We start from the raw sequence: 20,249 nt of genomic DNA, 5'->3' as shown, positions 1-20,249 counted from the left end.
AATACTTTTCCTTTTATTATATAATGAAATAGACATAAATTTTTGAAATATCAATTAATACAGAAAATTTTACAGGGGGTTTCATATGGATTCAAATCAAGCAGTCTGGTTTCCGCACGAAGAGGACATGAAGCAAACCAGAATGTATAAATGGATGGAAAAACTGGGGATCACAGATTATGATGCTTTTTATGAAAAATCCATTGATGACTTGGCCTGGTTCTGGGATGAAGCAGTTAAAGAATTGAATATCACATGGAAACAGCACTACAGCAAAACACTCGATTTAAGTAAAGGGCTAAAATACCCTAATTGGTTTTCAGGCGGCAAAATGAACATTTGTGATAATGCAGTGGACAAGTGGGCTGTCAATGCAGAGACTAAAGCAAATAAAGCACTTATATGGCATGGTGATGACGGCAGAGAAATTATCTACACCTTCGAAGAGCTGGCAGAAGCAATTGCAAAGGCTGCCTCCGGATTATCTGATTTAGGGATAAAGAAAGGCGACATTGTCGCCATGTACCTTCCAATGATACCTGAAACTGTCATCAGCATGATGGCCATTGCTAAAATTGGCGCTATTTTCTCTCCTGCATTCTCAGGATATGGAGCAGAAGCTGTAGCAACCAGGATAAACAGCGCTGAAGCAAGGTTTCTAATAACAGCAGATGGATACCTTCGCCGCGGTAAAATCGTAGAAATGAAACAGGAAGCGGACAGGGCAGTCTCCATGTCACCTTCCGTCGAGAAAGTGATTGTCGTTAAAAGATGCGGATCTGATATACCGTGGGATGAAAAAAAAGATGTGGCATGGGAATCTTTATTAAAAAATGAAAGCACTTACACATACACAGATACAGATGCAAGTGATCCTGTCATGCTTATTTATACTTCAGGTACCACAGGAAAACCAAAAGGAGCAGTACATACCCATTCGGGCTTTCCAGTCAAATCAGCTTTTGATGCTGGAATCTGCATGGATGTCAAGCAAGGAGATACCTTTTTCTGGTATACCGATATGGGCTGGATGATGGGACCTTTCCTTGTGTTTGGAGGACTGGTGAATGGAGCTTCCATCGTTTTGTTCGAAGGAACTCCCGACTTTCCGGAACCAGATAGAATATGGCAGCTTGTTGAACGATATGGAGTCACCCATCTCGGCATTTCTCCTACACTGATCCGCAGCCTCATGAAACACGGGCCTAAATGGGTTGACCAATATGATATGGATACACTAAAAATGATTGGTTCCACCGGTGAACCGTGGAATCCAGAGCCTTGGATGTGGCTATTTGAGCATGCCGGCAAAAGAAAGGTTCCCATTGTAAATTATTCAGGAGGCACAGAAATTTCAGGCGGCATTCTTGGAAATGTACTCTTAAAACCAATTTCGCCGATAACTTTTAATGCCGCCCTTCTTGGCATGGATGTTCATGTTTATAATGAAAATGGCGAGTCTGCCCTGAATGAGGTAGGAGAATTGGTGATTCTGAAACCATGGGTGGGCATGACCAATGGCTTTTGGAATGAAAATGAACGCTATGAAAACAGCTATTGGAGCAGATGGAAGGATACATGGGTGCATGGAGACTGGGTCATAAAAGATGATTATGGCTTTTGGACCATTACCGGACGTTCTGATGATATCCTTAATGTTGCTGGAAAAAGGCTTGGCCCGGCTGAGATGGAATCAGTCCTTGTTGAACATGACTCCATTTTAGAAGCGGCAACAATCGGAATCCCGGATGAAGTTAAAGGAGAAACCGCGGTTTGTTTTGTTGTATTAAATACAGGAGCTATTTTTGATGATCTTTGTAAAAAAGAATTGTATGAACTGGTGTCAGCGCATCTTGGAAAATCACTCAAGCCAAAAGAAATTTATCATATTGAAGAGCTGCCAAAAACAAGAAATGGAAAAGTCATGCGCAGATTACTCAAAGCATCCTTTTTGAATCAAGATACAGGTGATGTTTCCTCACTTGAAAACCCTGAAATTCTCGAAAAGGTTAAAAAACTAAATACAGAGATACCAGAATATGACCGAAAAGAATAAAAGCCAGCCAAAATATATATATGATTGCCATTCTGTTCTGAATCAATTAAGGATTGCCGTCCATTCAGCCAAGGAAATGCTGAAGCAGACACCTGAAAATACGATGGACTGGAAGCCTGCAGAAGGAAAAAGAAGCATCCGTGAAATGTTCGTCCATCTTTCGCTGCTGTGTGAAGCCGATTTGCTGATTTCACAAGAAGCTGCATTGGAGCATATGCAAGAATATTATAAACAGCACCAGCTTTTTTATAAAGATGAAATACTTGCATCTTTTGACCGCACCTTCGAGTGTTTATCAATAAAAATATCCGCATATAATGAGGATGATTGGAAGAGAGAAACAACATCTTACTGGGATGTTTGTTATCCGGGATATGAATGGCTCCTGGAAATACTCGGGCATTTTTATCATCATCGCGGACAGCTCCATGCCTTTCTTACCATCAAGGGCTGCCACATCAATGTTTCTTTATTTCAATAAAAAGGGGGAAGGCTGATTTTTTTCAGTCTTCCCTCTTTTCCATTATTTCCACCAAGTGTCATAAACTGATATGGCTTCATTACGCTTATGTTCTGTTTTAAGATACCAGCTCTCAATTTTTTCTGCGGCCTCTTCCCTGATTTCCTTGCCTTCTAAGTAATCATCAATATCATCATAAGAAACGCCAAGAGCTACCTCATCCGGCACTAAAGGTTTGTCATCCTCCAGGTCGGCAGTCGGTATTTTCATATACAGCTTTTCGGGAGCACCAATTGATTTCAGGATAGCTTTTCCCTGCCTTTTATTTAGGCGATATAAAGGCACAAGGTCAGCAGCTCCGTCGCCATGCTTTGTGAAGAATCCAGTTACTGCTTCGGCTGCATGGTCAGTTCCAAGAACCACACCATGATATAAACCGGCCAGATCATATTGAACTTTCATTCTTTCGCGGGCTTTAACATTTCCTTTTAAGAAATTCGACAGCGTTTCCCCAGTTGCCTCTTCAACTGCCCTGACACTTGCATCAACAGAAGGCTTGATATTGACTGTGATATTCATAGATGGCTTTATGAAGGCAAGTGCTGCCTGGCGGTCATCTTCATCAGCCTGAACTCCGTATGGAAGGCTGACCGCAATGAAGGAATAATCAGTTCCGGCTGTCTCCTCATTCAATTCGTTCACAGCTGTCTGTGCGATATATCCGCAAAGAGTAGAATCCTGGCCGCCTGAAATACCAAGCACCAAGCTTTTCAGAAAGGTGTATTTCTTCAGGTAATTCTTTAATAAATCCACACTTTTCCTAAATTCAGCCTGAGGTTCAATTTCCGGTTTCACCAGAAGTTTCTCAATGATTTCTTGTTGGATTTTCCGCAATTTCGTTACCCTCTTTCTAAATAGAATTATATACAGTGAACCTGAATTAAGCATAAAGCTTCAACAGCATTCACAAATACACGAAGTGTCTAGCCCGGGGGCTAATTATTTTTAATCAGGTTATCAACATTTTCCTTTACTTCTTTAATATTTTCCATTTTATTATTCCAGCATTCCTCGCTTAGATCCACAGGATATTCTTCTGCATTCAATGCCCTTTTATATTCGGGCCATAGCACGTCCAAATTATGTTTGGAATATGTTCTGATTTCTTCTATATCAGGCATTTCATACACTAAGCTGCCAGCGTCAAATATATCTTCATGCAGATCTACCGCCTTATAGTCGGTCACAAATTTGCTGAGAAATGTATGAACCGGGTGAAACATCTTCAGTTTTTCTTCATCTTGAGGGTTTTCGCTCTCCATGGCAATATAATCCCCTTCCGAATGATGATTAAATGAATTGATAATCCTGTAGACACGCTTAAGTCCTGGAGTAGAAACTTTTTCAGGATTTGAGGAAATTTTGATGGTATCCATCATATTCCCTTCCTTGCCTTCAATTGAAACCATTTTATATACGGCTCCAAGTGCCGGCTGGTCATATGCGGTAATCAGCTTTGTACCTATTCCCCATATATCGATTTTCGCTCCCTGCTGCTTCAAGTTGATAATGGTATACTCGTCTAGATCATTTGAAGCAACTATTTTTGTATCCTTGAAGCCTGCTTCATCGAGCATCTTTCGTGCTTCTTTAGATAAGTAAGCAAGGTCTCCGCTGTCGAGCCGGATGCCCAGGAAATTTATTTTATCTCCCAATTCCTTTGCAACACGGATGGCATTCGGGATGCCTGAACGCAGGGTATCATAAGTATCAACTAAAAAAACACAATCTTTATGGGTTTCAGCATATTTATGAAATGCTTTATATTCATCCTTATATGCTTGAATCAAGGCATGTGCATGTGTCCCTGAAACCGGGATGCCAAAGATTTTCCCAGCACGAACATTGCTGGTTGATTCAAAACCAGCTATATAAGCGGCACGCGCTCCCCAAATTGCTGCGTCCATTTCATGGGCCCGCCTTGTCCCAAATTCAAGGGCAATTTCATTTCCCAGCACTTGCTTGATCCGGGATGCTTTTGTTGCAACGAGTGTTTGGTAATTCACAATGTTTAATAATGCTGTTTCTACCAATTGAGCTTCTCCTAAGGGGGCTTCCACCCTTAAAATCGGTTCATTGGCAAAAACAAGTTCCCCTTCTTTCATACAGCGGATATTCCCGCTGAATTTCAAACCTTGGAGATATTGCAGAAAGTCTTCTTTATATTGCAATTCCGATTGCAAATAGTGTATATCTTCTTTTGAAAAATGGAAGTTTTCTATATAATCAATAATCCTTTCCAGCCCTGCAAATACGGCGTAGCCGCTTTCGAAAGGAAGACTTCTGAAAAAGATTTCAAAAACAGCCTTTTTATTATGTATACCATCTTCCCAATATGTTTGTGCCATATTAATCTGATATAAATCTGTATGCAGTGCGAAGCTGTCATCTTGGTACTTTGTGCTCATGTTCATTTCCTCCCAAAGAGAGCATTTAAGCCTCTCTCTCTATCACAATGCCGATCTGGCTATTCAACCCGGCATAATTTATTGCCCCTTATTCAACATGCTGTGGCTGGTATGCTTGCCTCTTTTTTTTAATATAGTCTCATTACCCCAATTAATAAACCCATTATATTGTACCCTTAATATAGTGAGGGGGAAAGTTTTTTTCCACATTGACTGTTACTCGTCAGCAGCGACGTCCATCTTATATCTTTCTAAAAATCCTCCGTACAATTTTTTATCATTAAACTTTTGGGGAAGCACTTAATCTTTCTGCTCATGTTTGAATCATGTACTATTAAAAAATTTCAAAAACCGCATATGCCTTTCTTTTTTAATGGCTGTTTTCGTAAACTTTGCTGAAATGGAACGAGGCGGAATCCGCGGTGCGGGCGGCGAGCCACCCGAAATTCACAGTCCTGGATTAACAGAGCTTTTTAATTAGTACATATAGTATACTCTTTTTTAAAATTTTTCAACGGATGAAACACTATGTATGCCAAACCATACCCTATCATTTCTGTTCAAGGGAAAAACCCGGCATAGCTGCCGGGTTTTGTAAAGCAAAGCATCAGACTGGATAGACACCATGCTTTCTTTCTGTAAAGGTCTGCTGTTTTGTGCTATATGACTCAAAACGCTTGATCAATTCATTTCTCAGCTCATCCGGCTGTACAATGCTGTCAACGATCATTTCAGATGCAAGGCGGTAAATGTCGATATCCTTCCTGTACTCTTCACGTTTCAATTCAATAAATGCTGCTCTCTCTTCAGGCGGAAGAGCATTTATTTTGTTTGCATACACGGCATTCACAGCGGCTTCAGGGCCCATTACAGCAATTGAAGCAGATGGAAGGGCAAGGCAGCAGTCAGGTTCAAAGGCAGGGCCTGCCATCGCATATAATCCTGCTCCATAAGCTTTCCTTACAACAACTGAGATTTTTGGAACGGTTGCTTCACTCATCGCGGAAATCATTTTAGCTCCGTGCCGGATGATTCCTGCTTGTTCTACCTTGGTTCCAATCATGAAACCTGGAATATCCGCTAAAAAGAGGAGCGGAATATGAAAGGCATCACATAATGTTATGAATTTGGCTGCTTTGTCTGCAGAATCATGGAACAGTACCCCGCCCTTTACTCTTGGCTGATTGGCAATGATTCCAATTGTCTGTCCATGTAAACGGGCTAAGCCTGTAACAAGCTCTGGGGCAAACAGTTTTTTGATTTCACAGAACGAATCCCGGTCAATCAGCCGATTGATCAGATCATACATATTGAATGGGGCATTCTGGTTTGAAGGGATGATATCTTTTAATGTTTTTTCATATTCAGCCGGAAGCACAGCTTCAATGGGTTCAGGTTTTTGCTGATAGTTCGAGGGGAAATAGGATAAATAGCGCCTTGCATACCCAATTGCTTCTTCTTCAGACTTAACCAGCACATCTCCGCATCCCGAAACTGAACAATGCATCTTAGCCCCGCCCATTTCTTCCTCGCTTACTTTCTCGCCAATGACCATTTCAGCCATGCGCGGCGAGCCGAGATACATGGAAGCATTTCCTTCCACCATCACAACAATGTCACAAAATGCAGGGATATACGCTCCACCTGCAGCAGATGGACCAAAAAGAAGGCAGATTTGAGGCACTTTTCCGGAAAGCTTTACCTGATTGTAAAAAATCCGGCCTGCTCCCCTTCTGCCAGGAAACATTTCTACTTGATCAGTAATTCTTGCACCAGCTGAATCTACCAGATATAAAAGTGGAACGTGAAGTTTTTCAGCGGTTTCCTGTATCCGGATGATTTTTTCAACCGTTCGGGCCCCCCATGATCCTGCTTTAACAGTAGAATCATTAGCCATCACACAAACCGTCTGGCCATTGATCTTCCCTATTCCTGTTACAACTCCGTCTGCAGGAAGTCCCTCACTGGCACAATTCGCAAAAAATGCATCTTCGATCTCTATTCCATCATCAAATAAGAGTTCAAGTCTTTTACGGACAAACAGTTTACCTTTCTCTGCATTTTTTTCATGATATTTCCCATGTCCGCCCTGGCTGATTTTCTCGACTGTTTCATTCAGTTTTCCAAGTAATGTTGACATCGTGACAGCTCCTCTATTAATGGCCTGTGTAAACTGGCTTGCGTTTTTCTTTAAATGCTTGAAGCCCTTCCAGCCTGTCATTCGTATCAATAATAGTTCCGTAGCATAGCTCTTCAATTTTCAAACCTGCCTGCAGGCCTGTCTCAGCACCCTGGTTGATCGCTTTTTTTGATGCCCTCAAGGCAAGCGGAGCATTTCCGGCGATTTCACGGGCAAGGGTCAAAGCTTCTTCCATCAGGCTTTCGTTACTTACGGTTTTGCTGATTAAGCCTATACTTTCTGCTTCTTGGGCATCAATTCTTCTTGCAGTAAATATCAGTTCTTTTGCCTTTGCAACCCCGATAAGCCTTGGAAGCCTTTGTGTTCCTCCTGCACCCGGAATGATTCCGAGTGAGGTCTCAGTAAGCCCAAAGCTGGAATGGCTTGAGGCAATGCGGATATCGCAGGCAAGTGCAAGCTCAAGCCCTCCTCCAAAAGCAGAGCCATTCATTGCACAAATCACCGGAACAGGGAGCTCCTCCACCCTATTAATGGTTTCACGGATCAGGGCCACTGTATTCCTTACTTCAAGCTCATTCATACCGGCACGTTCCTTTAAATCTGCTCCTGCACAAAAAACTTTTTCTCCGGATCCCGTCAGTATAAGACAGCGAATGAACTCATCTTCATGAATACTCTGCAAAGCAGCCTTCATTTCATTCAGCATTTGCCTTGATAATGCATTAGCAGCCTTTGAACGGTTCAAACTCAGAACAGCTATTCCAGATTGATCCTTATTTAATTCAACAGAATGCACCATACTATGCTCCTTTCAAATACTGCCGCGCATTTATTTAGTCATTTAATTGATTGTAAATTGCCATCTGGTGGCTCGGCAGCGGTTTATCCAGTTCATTTTGCATGATCTGTGCGGCTTTCATCAGTTTCCTTGAGTCAATGCCCGTTTTAATCCCCATATTCTCAAGCATATGGACAAGGTCATCTGTTGCCAGGTTGCCGCTTGCACCTGGTGCATATGGACAGCCTCCAAGACCGCCAAGAGAAGCATCAAAAGTTTCTATTCCAAAATCAAGGGATTTCAGTACATTTGCAAGTGCCATTCCATGTGTATCATGAAAATGCAGAGCTAATTTGCTTTTATCGAATCTTGTAAGTGTTTGCTGAAGAACCTCCTCAACCTGTCTCGGATTGGCGATTCCTATTGTATCTCCAAGAGAGAGCTCGCTGATCCCCATGCTAAAGAGCTCCTCGCACACCCTGAATACCTGGTCAAGAGGTACTTTTCCTTCATAAGGGCAGCCAAATACGGTTGATACGTACCCCCTGACAGTCTTGCCGTGCTTCTGTGCAGTCTCTGCCACTTCTTTTAAGACTGGAAAGGTTTCTGAAATTGATTTATTGATATTTTTTTTGTTGTGAGTCTCGGTTGCTGACATAAAAACCGATATTTCATCCATACCAGCGTTTAAGGCAGCTTCCAATCCTTTCATATTTGGCACAAGGGCAGCATATACGATACCCTGGTTTCTCTTGATGCCTGCTGCCACTTCTGCTGCATCGCCAAGCTGGGGAATCCAGCTTGGCCTGACAAAGGAAGTTGCCTCGATATAAGTAAGGCCTGTTTCTGATAAAGCGTTGATCCAGTCTATCTTTCTATCTGTAGAGACAATAGCTTTTTCATTCTGAAGCCCATCTCTTGGCCCAACCTCTTTAATTGTTACTTTTTCTGGCCATTTCATTGCTTTCCTCCGCTCTATTTATTCAATAATAGCGAGAATGTCTCCCTCGTTCACAAAGTCCCCTTCGCTTACTTTTAATTCTTTAATATTGCCGTTTGTTTCAGCAGAAATTGGAATTTCCATTTTCATTGATTCCAGAATAATGATATCCTGGCCTTCTTCTACCTTTTCATTTTCTGAAACCACAATCTTCCATACGCTTCCAGCCATGCTTGCTTTAATTTCTTCCATCTTTAAATCCCCCATTTCTTATGTTGTCGGCAATGATTTTTTATAGTATTTTTCAATATAATCTGTTGTGGTGTCTCCATTTGCGAATGCTTCATGAGAGATAATCTGTTTTAGCATAGGTATATTCGTTTTAATACCAGTGATTTCATAGTTATCCAGTGCATCCTTCATTTCCTCGATTGCCTCATTCCTTGAAGCCCCTTTTACCACAAGCTTCGCAATCATAGGATCATAAAACGGAGACACTATAGAAGCCGAGTGGATAGCCAATTCATGGCGTACATTATTTCCTTCAGGAAGTTTAAGATCTGTTATCTTCCCTGGTGATGGAAAAAATGTATTCGGGTCTTCAGCGTAGATCCTTACCTCTATGGCATGCCCAGACCTTTTAACATCTTGCTGAGTAAATGCAAGCTTCTCCCCGGAGGCAATCAAAATCTGCTGCTCCACTAAATCCAGTCCCGTAATTTCTTCCGTAACCGGGTGCTCTACCTGAAGCCGTGTGTTCATTTCCAAAAAGAAAAAGTCCTGATTTTCATCCACTAAAAATTCAAGTGTGCCCGCATTGGTATACCCGATGGCTTGAACCGCTTTTAAAGCAGCCTCCCCCATCTTCTGGCGGGTAACTTCATTAAGGAAAGGTGATGGGGCCTCCTCCAGAACCTTTTGATGGCGGCGCTGAATGGAACACTCTCTTTCCCATAGATAAACAGATTCCCCATAATGGTCTGCCAGCACCTGTATTTCAATATGACGGGGCTTTACTATTCTTTTTTCAATGAACATGTCACCATTACCGAAAAACATTAAAGCTCTTTTCTGGTTGCCTTCAAATGCTTTTCTAAGTTCCGCTTCATCAGAAACAGCCTGCATGCCTATTCCGCCGCCGCCAGCTGATGCCTTCAGCATAATGGGATAGCCAATGGATTCTGCTGCCCTTATAGCTTCTTCCGCATTTTCAAGCGGCTTCGAAATCCCGGGTACCAGCGGAAGTCCGGCCTGCTCCATTGTCTTTCTGGATTCAACTTTATTGCCCATCTTTTCAATCACTTCGGGTTTAGGCCCTATGAAAATTAATCCCTCTTTTTCACAGATTTCCGCAAACTCTCTGTTTTCGCTTAAAAAACCGTATCCCGGGTGAATGGCATCACATTTAAAGGTTTTTGCCGCTTCCATAATTCTCTCTATGTTCAAATAACTTTCCTGTACCTTGGAGCCTCCTAAAAGGAAAGCCTCATCCGCTTCCTTTACAAAAGGGGCATCTGAATCTGCTTCTGAATGGACAGCCACAGTGCGGATCTCCATTTTTTTGCATGTCCGGATTATTCTTGAGGCGATTTCCCCTCTGTTTGCAATCAGTATTTTTTCAATCATGCGACATCCTCCTTCCAGTTTTTTGGAATCAATCGTATAGGACCCTTTGCTGGCGGAATTGTTAATGAAATTGTCCCAAAACATTTTTAGATTGCTCCCGCAGCTTATACTTCTGAATTTTTCCAGAAGCCGTCATGGGATATTCTTTCGTGAATTCTATATATCTTGGAATTTTATGTTTCGATATATTTCCATTACAATAGCTTTGAATTTCTTCTGCCGTAAGTCCGGAATTTTCTTTAGGAATAATCCATGCCATCAGTTCTTCTCCATATTTTTGATCAGGTACTCCAATTACTTGTACATCCATCACACTCGGATGCTGGTAAATGAACTCTTCCACTTCACGGGGATATACATTTTCGCCGCCCCGAATGATTACATCCTTCAAACGGCCGGTAATCTTACAATAGCCATTTTTGTCCATGACTGCTAAATCTCCTGTGTGAAGCCAGCCATCTTTATCGATGGCAGACTTTGTTGCATCGGGATTTTTATAATATCCCTTCATAACATGGTATCCCCGGGTGCATAGTTCGCCCTGCTCTCCTCTTTCTGCTTCCTGATCTGTTCCAGGCAGCATGATTTTCACTTCAACATGCGGAAGCGCCCTTCCTACAGAGGTAACCCGCAGTTCTATATCATCATCACTTCTCGTTCCCGTTATCCCGGGCGATGACTCAGTCTGTCCGTATATGATAATGATTTCATTTGCTCCCATTTTCCCCACCACATTTTTCATGACCTCTATCGGGCAGTTGGAACCTGCCATGATGCCAGTGCGCAGACTTGTGAGATCATATTGATCAAAGTCCAAAAGATTGAGTTCTGCAATAAACATAGTAGGAACTCCATGCAGTCCTGTGCATTTCTCATTTTGCACCGTTTTAAGCACTGTTCTTGGATTAAATTCCTCAACCGGGACCATTGCTGCCCCCCAGGCCACACATGCCATCGTCCCAAGCACACACCCGAAGCAGTGAAAGAAAGGAACAGGGATGCACAGGCGGTCTTCCTTAGTCAATTTCATGCAGGATCCGATGCTATGCCCATTATTCACCAGGTTTGAATGTGTAAGCATCACTCCCTTGGGGAATCCTGTCGTACCTGATGTATACTGCATGTTGATCACATCGTCCGGACTCATCGTCCTCATCCGAAAATCCAGCATCTCTTCTGTGACCGAAGCTGCGCCTCTTAAGAGATCATTCCATGAGAGAGTTCCTGGGTACGCATTGTCTGAAAGCACAATTACATTCTTTAATTGAGGCAGCTTTTCAGATTGCAGCTTTCCAGGCTGACAGGTACGAAGCTCAGGCACAATTTCGTAAAGGGTGTCAATGTATGAATGATCCTTGAATTTTTCCATTAATATCAGCGTGCTCGAGTCGGATTGCTTCAGCAGATATTCAAGCTCGCTTTTTCGGTAATTCGTATTGACCGTTACAAGGATCCCGCCCATTTTCCCTGTTGAAAATTGAGAAATCAGCCACTCAGGCTTGTTGGAAGCCCAAATTGCGATATGGTCTCCCTTTTCAATTCCGAGTGACATAAACCCTCTAGCAGCCTGCCGGCAAATTTTTTCAAACTGGCTGTAAGTATAACGCAAGCCCAGATCGTGATAGACAACCGCTTCTTTTCCCCCTGCCTCCCTGGCAGTGTTTTCCAGCAACTCGCCAACCGTTACACGCAACAATTCAGACATTAAAATCCTCCTATTCAGTGATTATTTGCAGAGACGTCTGTCGAAGCGGAAGCTGTCAATTTTTTTAGGCTTATATAATTTCAATCTATGATTCTCTTTACTGATGGGGAGGATCAGCAGCCTAACTGCCTGGCAATGACAATTCTCTGAATTTCCGAAGTTCCTTCCCCTATTTCAAGGAGTTTGGCATCCCTTAAATACCTTTCCACTTCATATTCACGCATATATCCTGAACCGCCGTGAATCTGGATGGCTTGATTGGCTGTACGAAAAGCCATTTCGGAAGCGTAAAGCTTTGCATATGCTGACTCTTTTGTAAAAGGCTTCTTTTGATCCTTCAGCCAGGCTGCTTTATACACCATGTTTCTTGCCAATTCTATTTCCATGGCCATATCTGCAAGTTTAAATTGAATGGCCTGGAAATTGGAAATCGGCTGGCCGAATTGCTGGCGCTCTTTAGCGAATGAAAGTGCCCTCTCAAATGCCGCCTGGGCAATCCCTACTGCAAGAGCCGCAATAGAGATTCTTCCGCCATCCAGAGTATACAAAAATTGCTTAAAACCTTTTTCCGGATCTCCAAGGATATTTTCCTTTGGCACCCTGACATCCTGAAGTATGATTTCACAGGTATTCGAAGCCCTTACTCCCATCTTTTCATAATTAGAGTTTATGGTCAGTCCTTTCGTATCTGTCGGAACCAGAAATGCTGAAATAATGTTTTTCCCTCTGCTGTCTTTTCCGGAAACTGCCGTAACCGTAATGGTGCTTGCGTAGCCGGCATTTGTTATCCAGCATTTTTCGCCGTTCAGCACATACTCATCGCCTTCAAGCACTGCACGTGTCCGGGTTCCCCCTGCATCAGATCCCGCATTAGGCTCTGTCAGCCCAAACGAAGCCAGTTCCTCTCCTTTTGCAAGAGGCACCAAATATTTTTGTTTTTGCTCTTCAGTTCCAAAATAGTAAATTGGGCTAGACCCCAAGGAAACGGCAGCCGCATAGCTTAAGCCAGTGCCTCCGCATGCTTTCCCGATTTCTTCCACCGCAATGGCATAAGAGACTGTGTCGCCGCCAGAGCCTCCATACTCTTCAGGAAACGGAATGCCAAGCAGACCTAGTTCCCCTATTTTTTTAAAAATATCTTCACCGAAACGGGAATGCTGATCAAGTTCAATAGCTTTAGGCTTAATTTCTTTTTCAGCAAAGTCTCTTACCATTTCTTTAATCATTTGCTGTTCTTTTGTAAGTTCAAAATTCATGATAATCCTCCTCGGGATATTGTATGTGCTTTGAGACCGACCGGTTGGTCTGCCGAAGCCGAATGTAAGCGCTTAAATTAAATTGAAAACAAAAGATTTCAGAGAAATTACCTCTTTACTGCTCTGTTTTTTTTGCTTGGTCGGTCAGCAGAGATTGGAGAATCAAATCGACAAAGATGTCACCAATTTCATCTATCGTTTTTTCTCCGTCTTTTTTGTACCATTTATATGACCAATTCACCATGCCCAGTATGCTCATGCCTGTTATTTCTACCGGCAGCTCTGGCCTAAAGACCCCCAGTTCCTTGCCTTCCTGGATTACTGCAAAGATCATTTCTTTATAACTTTTACGTTTTCGTCTTATTGCTGCTTCATATTGAGGCTTCAAATACATGCTTTCCTGATAAAATACCGAGATGTGGGGTTTATAGAGGTCGAAAACTTTTACAAAAGACTTGATGATCATTTTCATTTTTTTTGCAGGAGATGCACTTGCGGCTATTGCTTCCTGCGCCTTTGTTAAAACATATGTAATGAACACATCATGAATGACAAACAATAGCTCGTCTTTCGACTGGAAATGATGATAAAAGCCGCCCTTGCTTGTACCGCATTCCTTAACAATTGTATTAACCGTAACACCATGATAGCCATATTCCTCAAAAAGATGAAGTGATGTTTCGATGATTCTTTCTTTTAAATCCGTAGGGCATCCGCTCCCCCTGCCATGCAGGCATAAGGCTTGGCTAATGAAGAATTGCCAGCGATAGATTAATATTAACAAATAAACTGAAAATAAGTCAATTTCTTAATTATTAAAATAAATAAAATTTTAAGAAATGCATCTGCCGCAATCTGCACTAAAAATGCCTGCTGATATCAGCAGGCATACTGGGAACTACACATTCATTTTCTTTTTGCCGCCCATATATTGGCGTGGTGTCCCATAATACATTATTTTATTGAATTCCGGGAAAACCGATTCAAAGGTGACATAAATCGGGCTGTCCACCAGCCAGGGAAAATGCTGAAAAAATACCCTGTCTCCATATATAATCGCTTCCAAAGCTGTCGGTATTTCCTTCTTAAAAACCATATATCGCACTCTTGATATATTTTCATCAAATTCTCCGCTGCTGATATAAACATTGCCTGAAAGCAAGAATTGTCCAAGACGCGGCTCCCATTCTGCAAGGAATTCATCTCTCAGCTGGGGATTAATGCTGCCTTTGTCATACGAAGTGCCGATGCCAAGAAACAGTTCACCTGTTGCATCAGAATGTGTAAGTGTATATTTCCTGCCGTCTGCCGGCATGCTTTTTGTCGCAGGAGGTCTATAGGTGACAAGCAGTTTTTCTGCATTGAAGGTCATGGGAGGCCATTCTCCTTTTTAATTCCGGGTTTACCTTATCCTATGCCAAATGCCCAAAAATGGTTAATATCTGCCCTATATTTTCCGGATCTCCGCTGAAATCATTTGCCATTTGCCATTGGTGTATTCCCAATCGGAGATTACCTCGGCCAATGCATCTGCATGGTAAGCGCCGCTTATTCTTTGTATGCCCCTGATACCCTTTTTGTTTCCACTTACCTTGATAATTTTCAAAGAAGAGTATGTATCAATAAGAAGTTCGGCTGGTTCATTCAAACGGCCCTTTTGATAAATGCCAAGCCTCTCATATTCCTGCTTTCGGGAGGATACATCCATGATTACCGGTTTATGATTCTTCAAGGTAATCTTAGCGAGATATCCGTCCAAAAACTCCCCGCCAGCACTAACAGGAGGAGGGACCGATAATTCTTTCACGCGGCCTCCTTTAAAACTGAAAGTATACCCTTTGACAGTCCCCCCACTCCCGCCTGTGTCTGCTTGTGCAAAAACATCACAAACATGGTCTCCGTTAAAATCGGCAAAGAACAATGAAGGATTATATCCTCCTTCAAGGGGTACCTTTAGAAAGTCCGGAGGAGAATTGACCGTAATAAACATTTTCTTTTGAAATTGGCTTTTTGCATCATACGGTATTCCTGAAATGGCAATTTTATCAGGGATTCCATCTCCTGTAACATCCTTCTCTTTAGAAACCAGCAATTCCCCATTTTCATAAAGAGTTTTCTCAGCAGATGCCGGATAACTGAAAATGGCAAAAACAAAAAGGATAAGATAACTGGAAATAAGGTGGGCTTTTCTTGGTTTCATCGTATCATTCCTTTCAGATAAAGGATAAATACTATTTATTCGCTTCCTTCTGCTTCAAATATCGATTATCCTTCATGAACATTCTCCAAAAATAGAAGAACCCCGGAAACAAAATCGCAAAGCCGACGATATAGGTGGCAAAAACAGCTCTAAAAGAATTGGGGTCCGTAAAGCCAGAGTGGATGGTCACATCGGGATAAACCATATAAGGCAAATGCGCTTTTCCGTAAACATAGCTTGCCAGCAAATACTGCAGAGTAATTGAAACGACAGCAACCCTTGGCATACCTTTAATATTTTTCTTTGAAAAAAACGGCAGATATAAGGCAATCCCTCCTATTATGAAAAAAAGCAAAGAGAATAACAGGATAGGCAAATCATCCATCATCTTGTTGTACAGCCAGGCTTCTTCATTTCTCAGGGTAATCATGATCAAAAATGCCATTAATAAAGAAATAGGGCCAGTTATCATGGCATCCTTTCTATAAACCTTAAATGCCTCAAGTTCGTTCGCTTCCTTGGAGTAATCAGACAGCAGGAGCGATGACAAAAACAGCGTGCTGCTGATCGCAAAACCAATAAAGGCATATTCATTCGGACTGGAAAATAACTCAGCCAGCTTTAATGTCTGCTTTCCGTTTACTGTTGTTACAAAATGGCCATGAGTGATAGGTAAAACACTGATTAGAAGTACCGGAATCAGGATCCCGGTGATCCCGGTAATATAGGTCAAAATCTTCTCATAATCAATCGCTATATGAGAGAAAACCAGAAAAGCGCTTCGCAGGGCAAGCAGCAAAAGTATGAGGCTCCCTGGCAAAAGCAGGATTGTGCCCAGTGTAAAAGCTGCACCGGGAAACAAACTATAGATGGCAACAACGAGCGCGACGATAAATGTGTTGGTCACTTCCCATGTCGGCGATAAATACCTGTTGGCAATATTGGTGGCTCTTGTTTTTTCACGGTTGAAATAAATCATGGACCAAAATCCTGCGCCAAAATCCATGGTTGCCATAACAGAGTATATAAAAACAAATCCCCAGAGAACGATACTGGCTATGACTGCATCTGACATAAAAATCCTCCTTAAGAATTAGAATCCAAAGCCTGATTGTCTTTTTGCTCTGCCTGATGAATGGCATCCAGCGCACTGTGCCGCTTAAAATAATACATAAGCACAAAAAGTACGGATACCGCTAAAATCAGATAAACAATCAAAAATAAGATAAATAGCAATCCAAGATTGGATGTCGATGTAACCGACTCTTTCGTTGTCAGGAAATTATAAATCGTCCACGGCTGGCGCCCCGTGCAGGCAAAGATCCAGCCGCATTCAATAGATAAAACTGCCAGAGGGCCGGAAATTACAAAGAGCCACATAAGAAAACGCGGAAATCTTTCTTTTTTGAACCATTTATCCCAGATTATCACCGCAGCTGCCAGCAATATCAGCAATGAGCCTATGCCTACCATTGTATTGAATAGGGTATGGATAAATAGCGGCGGCCAATGTTCTTTTGGAAAATCATTCAGTCCTGTCACTTTTGTATCAAAACTGTTAGCTGCCAAAAAGCTTAATGCCCACGGGATCTCAATTCCCCATTTCACAGATTGTGTCTTTTCATCTGTAAATCCTCCAATTGATAGCGGAGCATGTGTCTGTGTTTCAAACAGACCCTCTGCTGCAGCCAGCTTTTCAGGCTGGTATTCGTATAAATGCTGTGCAGAAGCATGTCCGTTCAATGCTGTAAACAAGGCAAAGATTCCTCCTGCTACTACGCTCAGCATTAAAGCTTTTTTATGAAATACATACACTTTAGATCCAAATCCCGCTTTTATCATTTTATAGGCAGAGACAGAAGCTACGACAAAGGCACCGGTCGTATAAGCTGATAGAGCAACATGCAGCGCTGTGACCAGGAAGCTGGGATTGAAAAAGGCGGCCCATGGATGAACATCCACAATTTTCCCATTTTCAATTCTGAATCCTGTTGGAGTCGCTTCAAATGCATGGACATTTGTAATCAATACGGCAGAAAATAAAGCTCCCAATGCAACCAGGCTTAAACTTCCGATCCGCATCCATGGTGCCACTCTGTCTGCAGCATACACATAAATAGACATAAACAGGGCTTCAACGAAGAAAGCATAAATTTCTATTTGGAACGGCAGCGTCATCACCCTGCCGATCACCTCCATAAAGCCAGGCCACAGCAATGTCAGCTGTACTCCTGCAATCGTTCCAGTAGGAATTCCCACTCCCAGCAATACGGCGAACGCCCTTGTCCACCGCTGAGCCATAACGGCATAATGCAAGTCCTTTTTTCTTTGATACATGATTTCCGCAGTCAAAATCATAAATGGCAAACCTACTCCTATTGTTGCAAAAATAATGTGAAAACCCATCGTGGTCCCAAACATAGACCTGGCAATCAGTAAATGATCCATTCGTTTTTCTTCCCTTCACTCTTAAGGTGTTTCTTATTATTTCCAGAGAAAGAGAATCTATGAAAAAATCATGCCGATATTTCGAATTAATTATTCAACATAGCTTCTTGGAATGCAGAGAGGAAATGAATTTTAATGTTTTTTATTGGCTCTTTTCTTAAAGATTGTTGCTTTTTTAATTTGTTATTGAGGCGTTCCCATTGTCAAGCCAGGTTGATTGGAGCGTAAGGTGCGAGACTCCTGCGGGATTAGCAGAACAGGTGAGACCCCGCAGGCGCAGCCGAGGAGGCTCACCGCCTGCCCCGCGGAAAGCGAGCATCCTGGAGCGGAAATCAACCACCTTGTTTCATAGCAACAAAGTTTACGAAAACAGCCTTTTTATTTAAGTCCAGAATTTAATTAGTATACAAATTATATTTACACCTATAATTTTTACACGTATAATAAGAAGGTGAATTAAAAGATGGGGGATGGATAAAGACCATGTTTAAGGATGAGATAGGGTTTACTGCCTCATCAACCAGCAAAAAAATACGGGGATTGGTAAGTAAAGTATTGAAGGGATATAACATTACAGCTGAGCAATGGACCGTTTTAAAAGAATTAACCTTTGTATCCAGTCTCAGCCAAAAGGAATTATCCGCAAAAACCGATAAAGATCAAGCTACCTTAACAAAAATATTGGATTTGCTTGAAAAACACGATTTAGCCACAAGAATCCCGAATCCTGAAGACAGGAGATCTTTTCTGGTGGAAGTCTCTGAAAAAGGAAGAAGTACTGTTGAAGCAGCTATGCCGGCAGTGGAGGATATGTATGGCGAAATACTGCAAGGAATAACGGATGAACATCTTCATTTATTTATGAATATTCTCGTTACAATACAAAGAAATATCAGTAAGCACGAAGCATCAAATTGTCTTACGGTATCAAAGAAAGAAGGATAAATTTTGAAACAGCAAGCACCTGTTAAATTATGGACCTGGCAATATATCATCATTATTATTATGACTTTTTTATTTTTCCTAAGCCTTCAGGCACTTATGGGCGGCTTCCCTGCTTTTGTCGGGGAGATTACACATGATCCCGCAAAAGGCGGATTGATGACAACTTCTTTCATGCTCGCTGCTATATTTACAAGGCCGTTTATCGGTATTTTTATGCATAAGCTGAACATGAAAGCCACATTAATTGTGACATTGCTTTTTGTATTGATTACAATCGGTTTAAGTTTTGGCCGTGCCACCTTTTCCATTTTAGTGATGCTAAGAATACTGCAAGGAATTTCTTTCGGTATTATCTCTACACTTTTTGCGACATTTGCCACTAATTTAATACCTTCTGCTCGAATTGGGGAAGGTATAGGCTATTTTGGAATGGCAACTAGCCTTGGAACGACGTTTGGACCTATGATTGCTCTTTCTATGCTGCATTCATATTCATTTAATAAACTGTTAACCGTAATGCTCTTTGTAACCCTGCTCACTGCAGCAGGAAGCTTTTTTATCAAAAACAATCAGGGTGCCCCAGCTGCCAAACCAGTTCCGGACAAGTCCCTTCTCGAATTTGCCTTTGATAAACGCGCCTTTCTTCCATGTTTGCTTGTAGCCCTGTTTTATATTACTTTTTCAGGAATCGTGAATTTTATTGATGGTTTAGGAGCGGCCAATCATTTCGGAGGAAAGGTTTCTGTATTCTTCCTGATTGTAGCTGGAATGATGGTATTCACAAGGCCGTTTTCCGGTAAAATATATGACCGCTTCGGACATATATTTTTAATTTATCCTGCAAGTGTCTGCGGTATCATCGGCTTGATTCTCCTTGCTTTCACACATAGCTTTGCCATGCTATCTGCAGCAGCCATCTTTTACGGCATTGCTTATGGAATCATGCAGCCGACCTTCCAGGCCTGGGCTGTCAGCCGGGTAACCCCTGAAAAGAAAGGGACAGCAAATGCCATGTCCCTGAGCTTCATGGATTTAGGCATGGCAATCGGAGCCGGAACTCTAGGCAATGTTGCAGTAGAGATAGGCTATAACGCCACTTATGGATTATCCAGCTTCTTAATCTTTCTGCTTGTGTTTTTATATATGGCGTTCAGCTTAACAAATAAAACTAAGAAAGAACAATTAAACCAAAGTGCATAAGAAAAAGGTCCCCATTTTATTCGGGGG

18 protein-coding genes are annotated in these 20,249 nt (G+C 42.0%); 4 read left to right on the top strand and 14 right to left on the bottom strand.

Features of this window, described 5'->3' with window-relative positions:
• The first annotated feature begins 85 nt into the window (after positions 1-85).
• Both ACN6MY_RS11390 and ACN6MY_RS11385 read left to right on the top strand, forming a co-directional pair.
• Positions 86-2,056 (top strand): AMP-binding protein, encoded by a 1,971-nt coding sequence (locus ACN6MY_RS11390; RefSeq protein WP_419884015.1) that lies wholly within the window; start codon positions 86-88, stop codon positions 2,054-2,056.
• Positions 2,040-2,537 carry a DinB family protein gene (locus ACN6MY_RS11385; RefSeq protein WP_419884014.1) on the top strand — a complete coding sequence of 166 codons (498 nt, stop codon included), beginning with the start codon at positions 2,040-2,042 and terminating at the stop codon, positions 2,535-2,537. Before ACN6MY_RS11390 ends, ACN6MY_RS11385 begins: the two co-directional genes overlap by 17 nt.
• Before the next feature lie 42 nt (positions 2,538-2,579).
• Here the strand turns inward: ACN6MY_RS11385 and nadE are convergent, their stop codons facing one another.
• The 14 genes from nadE to ACN6MY_RS11315 form a co-directional block, all read right to left on the bottom strand.
• Positions 2,580-3,410 carry an ammonia-dependent NAD(+) synthetase gene (gene nadE, locus ACN6MY_RS11380; RefSeq protein WP_419884013.1) on the bottom strand — a complete coding sequence of 277 codons (831 nt, stop codon included), beginning with the start codon at positions 3,408-3,410 and terminating at the stop codon, positions 2,580-2,582.
• 101 nt (positions 3,411-3,511) lie between these two features.
• The gene (locus tag ACN6MY_RS11375) at positions 3,512-4,984 is read right to left on the bottom strand and encodes a nicotinate phosphoribosyltransferase (protein WP_419884012.1); all 1,473 of its coding nucleotides are present in this window, start codon (positions 4,982-4,984) and stop codon (positions 3,512-3,514) included.
• A gap of 607 nt (positions 4,985-5,591) precedes the next feature.
• Complete coding sequence (locus ACN6MY_RS11370; protein WP_419884011.1) at positions 5,592-7,124, bottom strand: acyl-CoA carboxylase subunit beta; 1,533 nt, start codon at positions 7,122-7,124, stop codon at positions 5,592-5,594.
• A gap of 16 nt (positions 7,125-7,140) precedes the next feature.
• Positions 7,141-7,923, bottom strand: coding sequence for an enoyl-CoA hydratase (locus ACN6MY_RS11365; RefSeq protein WP_419884010.1), 783 nt, complete (start codon positions 7,921-7,923; stop codon positions 7,141-7,143).
• A 34-nt stretch (positions 7,924-7,957) separates the two neighbouring features.
• Entirely contained in the window at positions 7,958-8,863 is a 906-nt protein-coding gene (locus ACN6MY_RS11360) for a hydroxymethylglutaryl-CoA lyase (protein ID WP_419884009.1), read from the bottom strand.
• An 18-nt stretch (positions 8,864-8,881) separates the two neighbouring features.
• Positions 8,882-9,094, bottom strand: coding sequence for an acetyl-CoA carboxylase biotin carboxyl carrier protein subunit (locus ACN6MY_RS11355; protein WP_419884008.1), 213 nt, complete (start codon positions 9,092-9,094; stop codon positions 8,882-8,884).
• An 18-nt stretch (positions 9,095-9,112) separates the two neighbouring features.
• A complete protein-coding gene (locus ACN6MY_RS11350; protein ID WP_419884007.1) occupies positions 9,113-10,468 on the bottom strand; it encodes an acetyl-CoA carboxylase biotin carboxylase subunit in 1,356 nt (451 codons plus the stop codon).
• A 61-nt stretch (positions 10,469-10,529) separates the two neighbouring features.
• Positions 10,530-12,164, bottom strand: a complete 1,635-nt coding sequence (locus ACN6MY_RS11345; protein ID WP_419884143.1) for an AMP-binding protein — start codon at positions 12,162-12,164, stop codon at positions 10,530-10,532.
• A gap of 122 nt (positions 12,165-12,286) precedes the next feature.
• Positions 12,287-13,429, bottom strand: coding sequence for an acyl-CoA dehydrogenase (locus ACN6MY_RS11340; protein WP_419884006.1), 1,143 nt, complete (start codon positions 13,427-13,429; stop codon positions 12,287-12,289).
• A 115-nt stretch (positions 13,430-13,544) separates the two neighbouring features.
• Complete coding sequence (locus ACN6MY_RS11335) at positions 13,545-14,162, bottom strand: TetR/AcrR family transcriptional regulator (protein ID WP_419884142.1); 618 nt, start codon at positions 14,160-14,162, stop codon at positions 13,545-13,547.
• A gap of 165 nt (positions 14,163-14,327) precedes the next feature.
• Positions 14,328-14,801, bottom strand: a complete 474-nt coding sequence (locus tag ACN6MY_RS11330; RefSeq protein WP_419884005.1) for a staygreen family protein — start codon at positions 14,799-14,801, stop codon at positions 14,328-14,330.
• A gap of 75 nt (positions 14,802-14,876) precedes the next feature.
• Positions 14,877-15,629, bottom strand: a complete 753-nt coding sequence (locus ACN6MY_RS11325; protein ID WP_419884004.1) for a hypothetical protein — start codon at positions 15,627-15,629, stop codon at positions 14,877-14,879.
• 31 nt (positions 15,630-15,660) lie between these two features.
• Positions 15,661-16,704, bottom strand: a complete 1,044-nt coding sequence (locus ACN6MY_RS11320; RefSeq protein ID WP_419884003.1) for a cytochrome d ubiquinol oxidase subunit II — start codon at positions 16,702-16,704, stop codon at positions 15,661-15,663.
• 11 nt (positions 16,705-16,715) lie between these two features.
• A complete protein-coding gene (locus ACN6MY_RS11315) occupies positions 16,716-18,077 on the bottom strand; it encodes a cytochrome ubiquinol oxidase subunit I (RefSeq protein ID WP_419884002.1) in 1,362 nt (453 codons plus the stop codon).
• Between the two features lie 483 nt (positions 18,078-18,560).
• Between ACN6MY_RS11315 and ACN6MY_RS11310 the strand changes: the two genes are divergently transcribed.
• Both ACN6MY_RS11310 and ACN6MY_RS11305 read left to right on the top strand, forming a co-directional pair.
• On the top strand, positions 18,561-19,022 hold the full coding sequence (locus ACN6MY_RS11310; protein ID WP_419884001.1) for a MarR family winged helix-turn-helix transcriptional regulator: 462 nt from the start codon (positions 18,561-18,563) through the stop codon (positions 19,020-19,022).
• Between the two features lie 3 nt (positions 19,023-19,025).
• Complete coding sequence (locus ACN6MY_RS11305) at positions 19,026-20,222, top strand: MFS transporter (protein ID WP_419884000.1); 1,197 nt, start codon at positions 19,026-19,028, stop codon at positions 20,220-20,222.
• The last annotated feature ends 27 nt before the right edge of the window (positions 20,223-20,249 follow it).

The organism is Peribacillus sp. B-H-3 (assembly GCF_048572925.1).
GTDB lineage: Bacteria > Bacillota > Bacilli > Bacillales > DSM-1321 > Peribacillus.
This window is presented reverse-complemented; position numbering and strand designations above follow the sequence as displayed.

Coding starts and splice junctions, on each gene's coding strand:
- ACN6MY_RS11350 (WP_419884007.1), bottom strand. CDS start 10,468: ATGATTGAAAAAATACTGATTGCAAACAGAGGGGAAATCGCCTCAAGA.
- ACN6MY_RS11315 (WP_419884002.1), bottom strand. CDS start 18,077: ATGGATCATTTACTGATTGCCAGGTCTATGTTTGGGACCACGATGGGT.
- ACN6MY_RS11320 (WP_419884003.1), bottom strand. CDS start 16,704: ATGTCAGATGCAGTCATAGCCAGTATCGTTCTCTGGGGATTTGTTTTT.
- ACN6MY_RS11360 (WP_419884009.1), bottom strand. CDS start 8,863: ATGAAATGGCCAGAAAAAGTAACAATTAAAGAGGTTGGGCCAAGAGAT.
- ACN6MY_RS11390 (WP_419884015.1), top strand. CDS start 86: ATGGATTCAAATCAAGCAGTCTGGTTTCCGCACGAAGAGGACATGAAG.
- ACN6MY_RS11365 (WP_419884010.1), bottom strand. CDS start 7,923: ATGGTGCATTCTGTTGAATTAAATAAGGATCAATCTGGAATAGCTGTT.
- ACN6MY_RS11375 (WP_419884012.1), bottom strand. CDS start 4,984: ATGAGCACAAAGTACCAAGATGACAGCTTCGCACTGCATACAGATTTA.
- ACN6MY_RS11310 (WP_419884001.1), top strand. CDS start 18,561: ATGTTTAAGGATGAGATAGGGTTTACTGCCTCATCAACCAGCAAAAAA.
- ACN6MY_RS11325 (WP_419884004.1), bottom strand. CDS start 15,629: ATGAAACCAAGAAAAGCCCACCTTATTTCCAGTTATCTTATCCTTTTT.
- ACN6MY_RS11355 (WP_419884008.1), bottom strand. CDS start 9,094: ATGGAAGAAATTAAAGCAAGCATGGCTGGAAGCGTATGGAAGATTGTG.
- ACN6MY_RS11370 (WP_419884011.1), bottom strand. CDS start 7,124: ATGTCAACATTACTTGGAAAACTGAATGAAACAGTCGAGAAAATCAGC.
- ACN6MY_RS11385 (WP_419884014.1), top strand. CDS start 2,040: ATGACCGAAAAGAATAAAAGCCAGCCAAAATATATATATGATTGCCAT.
- ACN6MY_RS11340 (WP_419884006.1), bottom strand. CDS start 13,429: ATGAATTTTGAACTTACAAAAGAACAGCAAATGATTAAAGAAATGGTA.
- ACN6MY_RS11330 (WP_419884005.1), bottom strand. CDS start 14,801: ATGACCTTCAATGCAGAAAAACTGCTTGTCACCTATAGACCTCCTGCG.